Annotated in this window: 3 protein-coding genes and 2 rRNA genes (1 of these 5 only partly in view); all 5 read right to left on the reverse strand. The window is 51.8% G+C overall.

The annotated features are described in order from the left end of the window. Nucleotides 1–105 precede the first annotated feature (105 nt). A complete protein-coding gene (locus PVT68_RS09295; protein WP_280322493.1) occupies nucleotides 106–1,185 on the reverse strand; it encodes a hypothetical protein in 1,080 nt (359 codons plus the stop codon). Nucleotides 1,186–1,245: 60 nt separating this feature from the next. Further along, entirely contained in the window at nucleotides 1,246–1,725 is a 480-nt protein-coding gene (locus PVT68_RS09300; protein WP_280322466.1) for a hypothetical protein, read from the reverse strand. Nucleotides 1,726–1,742: 17 nt separating this feature from the next. Next, complete coding sequence (locus PVT68_RS09305) at nucleotides 1,743–2,732, reverse strand: hypothetical protein (RefSeq protein ID WP_280322467.1); 990 nt, start codon at nucleotides 2,730–2,732, stop codon at nucleotides 1,743–1,745. A 735-nt stretch (nucleotides 2,733–3,467) separates the two neighbouring features. Next, a 5S ribosomal RNA gene (gene rrf / locus PVT68_RS09310) occupies nucleotides 3,468–3,583 on the reverse strand. Between the two features lie 222 nt (nucleotides 3,584–3,805). Further along, a 23S ribosomal RNA gene (locus PVT68_RS09315) occupies nucleotides 3,806–6,212 on the reverse strand (it continues 475 nt past the right edge of the window).

Raw genomic sequence — 6,212 nt, forward strand, 5'->3', positions numbered from 1 at the left:
GGGCGCGTCTGAGTGCTGGGCCAGGAGGGTTTCAACCATAACGGCTATGTATCGCGCACCGCTGGGTAGCGGAGCGGGTGGCGAGCGCCACCCGTTGCGGGGCGATTAATTCAACTTAACCCGGAAGCTGACCCAGACACTTTCCGTAGCCGCTACCGGATCAGTGAATGTTGCTGTAACAGTGTCCGTACCATCGAAAGTGGCTTCCGTAGCAGCGTGGGTCGTAGTGCGAGAACTACATACACCGGTGCCCGTTTCGAAGACCTGATCAGCCCCGGTTGCAAAAGTAACTTCGGAAGGCAGGGCGTCTGTCAGAATTACGCTTTGTGCTTCAGCACTGCCGTCGTTGGATACGTCGATACAATATTCGATCACGGCGCCAGGAATCGCGAAGGGGCTAGTCGTCCCGTTGATGGGATCTGAAATTACTTCGGAGCTTTTCTCAACAGTGAGGCTCGCAGTTCCGACCTCATATGCGCCGTAGGCTATGACAATACCATCATACTGACCGGCTCCAGCCGCGAGTAAGGGGTCGTCACCTAGAACCGTATATGCGCCATCGGCATCTGGCCCAAGACTCAATGAGGCGCCGCCAGCTTCTTTAGCCGTCGCCGTCAACTCCACCTCAATCCGTTCACCATTTAAAATTAAATCACCACCATTATCGAGGGGGACATCAATGACTACATATATCGTTGCCTGAGGCGATGCTGACGCAGAGAAATCAGTGTCTCCGAGCAAATTGACCGAAGTTACTTCAGTATCTCCAGCATCAAATGAACCCGGGGTTGTGCCATCATCGAGGAAAATACGAATATTCGTTCCATCTTTATCATCATTAAAAACGATACCAGCAGAGTTATCTGCTTCCAGACCAAACTGAATTTCGGCATTAGAGAGGTTCGTCAGTGTATATGTCGTTACCTGATTTTTTGCACCTGGTACTGTAGACACATAGCTTGCACCATCCTCTTCCAACGTCATGTCGACGATACGATCTACAATAAACTCTGCCGTATTACTAGGTACGGCCTCTTGATCTAGGCCGTCAACTTTATAAGAAACGCTCGCGGTGTTCTTAATAGGGGTGCCCGCAGCGGTACCCGCAGCAAACACCTGCGGCACCATACCCACAGCCAGCAATATAAATGCTGCCCCAATATGCATGGTATTTTTTTTAAACATTTTCACTCTAACCCCAACTCCATTTTTAATTTTTCAAACGAATCTTTTAAGTATCTCGCTTTACTTCAACACGGCCCGGTAACGCACACTACCGGAAGCCCCCGGCGCAACCGCGCCCTGTAAAGTCCAGCGCAGCGCCACCACATCGGATGCCAATGCCGCGCGCATGGATCCATCCGCTTCGGTGACCTGCAGGGTTTCCAGCGCACCGAAACCCTTACCATCTACGGAAACCTCAATGCGGGCATCCTCGCCCTGCGCGGACTCGGCCACATACACCATTCCATTCGGGACCCGGTTATTCACCACCAGGTTTTCCGCGGGCTTTTCGCCAGTGTTTCGGTAGCTGATAATAAACACCACTTCCTGCCCGGGCTGGACGCGCTCTGCCTGTTCCAGTTTCGTTACCTGTGCACCACTGGCGTCAGTGGTGGTCACGTCAATAAATGCGCGGGTTTCCAGCTCTACTGCCGCAAACACCGGCATTGAAGAAGCCACAAACGCGACAGCAAGAGCGAAAGCGCTAAAGATTTTTTTCATCTGAACCTCATTAACAATCAGTCAATTTCCACCTGGAAAGTAACCGTGTGGGTGGCCGGTGCGGTGACCGTGCCGATATTGATTTCTATACGCGGCGGTGTGGCGCTACTGTCAAATCTCACTTCATCGCTGTCGGCCACATCGCTTTTACCTGCACCATTCAGAGTGATAGAACCGGCCACGTAACTGGTGTTGTCCGGAACGTTATCGCTCAGGATCACATTGGTGATCTCGCCGCTGCCGCTCACAGAAAATGTCAGTGTGTAAGTAATAATCGAGCCCTGCACCGCGGAACTGCCACCGAAGGGGTCGGCGACACTCTGGCTTTTGGTGAAAGAGGCCTGCACCAGAGATACTTGATAACCATTCTGGCTAGAGGCCGCTCCGCCACTATTGCCAACGACAGCATTCCCGCCGCCGTCGCCCTGGCCTGCGAAGACAGAGCCCGGTGTATCACTTCCAGATGTAGCCTGTGCGGTAACCGACTCTGCAGTGAGGTCCACCAAACCTTGATCGCCACTAGAAAGCGCATCGGGAATATCGGAGACCACAAATACCGTAACGGATCCGTCGGCGTCTAATTCCAGTGGCGAACCTGCGGTAAACAATGCATCAGCAGCATCGTAAAGGCCGTCGCCATTGCTATCGATGTAAATGAGAGAGTTTTCAGGATCAAACTGGTCGCCGCCAAGGGCGTTATTGAGTGTGAGGTCGAACGCCTCTTTACCATTACCTGTGTTAGTAACCGTAAACGACAGTACGGCATTACTCTCTGGCGAAGAAACAGAAATGTAGCCCGCGTCATTGGACACCACCGTTACATCAAGCAACTCATCCACACGCAGGCTGGTGGTATTGGAATTCACGGACTGGGGGTTACCCGCTTCATCGGTATAGGTGGCCGAAGCGGTGTTGCTGATAGTAGTACCCGCCTCGGTTCCAACCGCCAGTGCTTCCATGGAAAGCAGCAATGCCGCGCTTCCTAGCAGCCATGCACGCAAAGACATTTTTGATTTTCCCTAATACTTGTTCGGAGAACGCTGCCCGGTGGAACACCTGGGGAGTGGAGGAACGCATCCGATTTCATTTTTGTGACTTATGCACGGATTTTACCCACATTATGCTATCAATGGAAGAAGACGACGCCGGGAAAGGGTAGATTTCAATTGCTAATTAGTGTTAAGGCTCGAGCCCTGGTGTTTTTTTAAACGCCAAATAAAAGCGAAAGAAGGCCCTTGTAAGCGTCGAGATATTGTCCCAAATACCTTTTCACGATGCCGGTGGTAATTTTATAAACCTGTGGATTACGGACTTTTCCCACAGTTTTCATGGATATAGCTGGGGATAAGTCCGGGATATTGGGTGTGAGCGGCGTGGTTACTGGGTTTGGATGAGCGTTTAAAAAAGCGACAGCGGGGTTTTGAGCGGTTTCCCGCCGCCAATTAACCTAAAAATTCGATTTCACAAACGAAAAAAGCCCTGACCGCGTTAGCGATCAGAGCTTTTGGAAAAAATTCATCGTATCCAAAAAACAAAACCCCCGCAGGATTCCCTGCGGGGGTTTTCTTTTTTAGATGCCTGACAAAGCTGCGAGCAGCTTTGGACTGCCGTAGGCAGCCCGGAGGGTGAGAGCCTTGGGCTCGAATCACCATGACCTTTTCGCGAAGCGAAAAAGTAGGTCATCGGCAGGTTGCAATGAAAAAAGCCCTGACCGCGTTAGCGATCAGGGCTTTTGGAATAAAACCTGACGATGACCTACTCTCACATGGGGAAGCCCCACACTACCATCGGCGATGTTGCGTTTCACTTCTGAGTTCGGCAAGGGATCAGGTGGTTCCACAACTCTATTGTCGTCAGGCAAACTGGCTTGGGTTGGCTTGGTCTTATGGGCTCTTTGCCCTGCGCTGCCGCTTGACTGTCCGTTTGCACTCGCTTTTTAGCGATAACAGTCAACCCAAATACTTCGGTAAAACATTCTGTAGTAATACACCGCAAGTCGATCAATCGAACACTGCGTCTCTCGGCTCACAATCCGCTGATCTCATTCGATCAGTCAATCGTTAGTAACCATCTCTGTTGTATGGTCAAGCCGCACGGGCAATTAGTACTGGTTAGCTCAACGCCTCACAACGCTTCCACACCCAGCCTATCAACGTGGTAGTCTTCCACGGCCCTTCAGGACTCTCAAGGAGTCAGGGAGATCTCATCTTGAAGGAGGCTTCCCGCTTAGATGCTTTCAGCGGTTATCCCGTCCGAACATAGCTACCGGGCAATGCCACTGGCGTGACAACCCGAACACCAGAGGTTCGTTCACTCCGGTCCTCTCGTACTAGGAGCAACTCTTCTCAAATCTCCAACGCCCACGGCAGATAGGGACCGAACTGTCTCACGACGTTCTAAACCCAGCTCGCGTACCACTTTAAATGGCGAACAGCCATACCCTTGGGACCGGCTTCAGCCCCAGGATGTGATGAGCCGACATCGAGGTGCCAAACACCGCCGTCGATGTGAACTCTTGGGCGGTATCAGCCTGTTATCCCCGGAGTACCTTTTATCCGTTGAGCGATGGCCCTTCCATACAGAACCACCGGATCACTATGACCTACTTTCGTACCTGCTCGTCATGTCTGACTCGCAGTCAAGCGCACTTATACCATTATGCTCATTGCATGATTTCCGACCATGCTGAGTGCACCTTCGTACTCCTCCGTTACTCTTTGGGAGGAGACCGCCCCAGTCAAACTACCCACCATACACTGTCCTCGATCCAGATCATGGACCAGAGTTAGAACCTCAAACATACCAGGGTGGTATTTCAAGGATGGCTCCACAGTGACTGGCGTCACTGCTTCAAAGCCTCCCACCTATCCTACACAAGTAGGCTCAAAGTTCAGTGCAAAGCTATAGTAAAGGTTCACGGGGTCTTTCCGTCTAGCCGCGGGTACACTGCATCTTAACAGCGATTTCAATTTCACTGAGTCTCTGGTGGAGACAGCTTGGCCATCGTTACGCCATTCGTGCAGGTCGGAACTTACCCGACAAGGAATTTCGCTACCTTAGGACCGTTATAGTTACGGCCGCCGTTTACCGGGGCTTCGATCAAGAGCTTCGCTTACGCTAACCCCATCAATTAACCTTCCGGCACCGGGCAGGCGTCACACCCTATACGTCCACTTACGTGTTTGCAGAGTGCTATGTTTTTAATAAACAGTCGCAGCCAACTGGTCACTTCGACCGCCAACAGCTTACGGAGCAAGTCCGATCACCGTCAGCGGCGTACCTTCTCCCGAAGTTACGGTACCATTTTGCCTAGTTCCTTCACCAGAGTTCTCTCAAGCGCCTTGGTTCTCTACCTGACCACCTGTGTCGGTTTAGAGTACGGTTCACAATTGCCTGAAGCTTAGAAGTTTTTCCTGGAAGCAGGGCATCAACCACTTCGTCTCTTAAAGAGACTCGTCATCAGCTCTCAGCCTTAGGGACCCGGATTTGCCTAAGTCCCCAGCCTACTACCTTAAACATGGACAACCAATCGCCATGCTGGCCTAGCCTTCTCCGTCACTCCATCGCAGCAATTGCAAGTACAGGAATATTAACCTGTTTCCCATCGACTACGGCTTTCGCCCTCGCCTTAGGGGCCGACTAACCCTGTCCCGATTAGCGTTGGACAGGAACCCTTGGTCTTCCGGCGGGGAGGTTTTTCACCCCCCTTGTCGTTACTCATGTCAGCATTCGCACTTGTGATACCTCCAGCAGACCTCACAGTCCACCTTCAGCGGCTTACACAACGCTCCTCTACCATGCAACATAGTTGCATCCGCAGCTTCGGTTACCAGTTTGAGCCCCGGTATATCTTCCGCGCGGGCCGACTCGACTAGTGAGCTATTACGCTTTCTTTAAAGGATGGCTGCTTCTAAGCCAACCTCCTAGCTGTCTGGGCCTTCCCACATCGTTTCCCACTTAACTGGTATTTGGGACCTTAGCTGGCGGTCTGGGTTGTTTCCCTTTTCACGACGGACGTTAGCACCCGCCGTGTGTCTCCCGCGATTGCACTCCTCGGTATTCGGAGTTTGCATGGGGTTGGTAAGTCGGGATGACCCCCTAGCCCAAACAGTGCTCTACCCCCGAGGGTGAGACGCGAGGCGCTACCTAAATAGCTTTCGAGGAGAACCAGCTATCTCCCGGCTTGATTAGCCTTTCACTCCGATCCACAGGTCATCCCCTAATTTTTCAACATTAGTGGGTTCGGTCCTCCAGTTGATGTTACTCAACCTTCAACCTGCCCATGGATAGATCGCCGGGTTTCGGGTCTATTGCCTGCAACTAAACGCCCTATTAAGACTCGATTTCTCTACGGCTCCCCTATGCGGTTAACCTTGCTACAGACAATAAGTCGCTGACCCATTATACAAAAGGTACGCAGTCACAGAACAAGTCTGCTCCTACTGCTTGTACGTATACGGTTTCAGGTTCTATTTCACTCCCCTCTC

This window comes from Microbulbifer bruguierae (assembly GCF_029869925.1).
GTDB lineage: Bacteria > Pseudomonadota > Gammaproteobacteria > Pseudomonadales > Cellvibrionaceae > Microbulbifer > Microbulbifer bruguierae.

Coding starts and splice junctions, on each gene's coding strand:
- PVT68_RS09305 (WP_280322467.1), bottom strand. CDS start 2,732: ATGTCTTTGCGTGCATGGCTGCTAGGAAGCGCGGCATTGCTGCTTTCC.
- PVT68_RS09300 (WP_280322466.1), bottom strand. CDS start 1,725: ATGAAAAAAATCTTTAGCGCTTTCGCTCTTGCTGTCGCGTTTGTGGCT.
- PVT68_RS09295 (WP_280322493.1), bottom strand. CDS start 1,185: ATGTTTAAAAAAAATACCATGCATATTGGGGCAGCATTTATATTGCTG.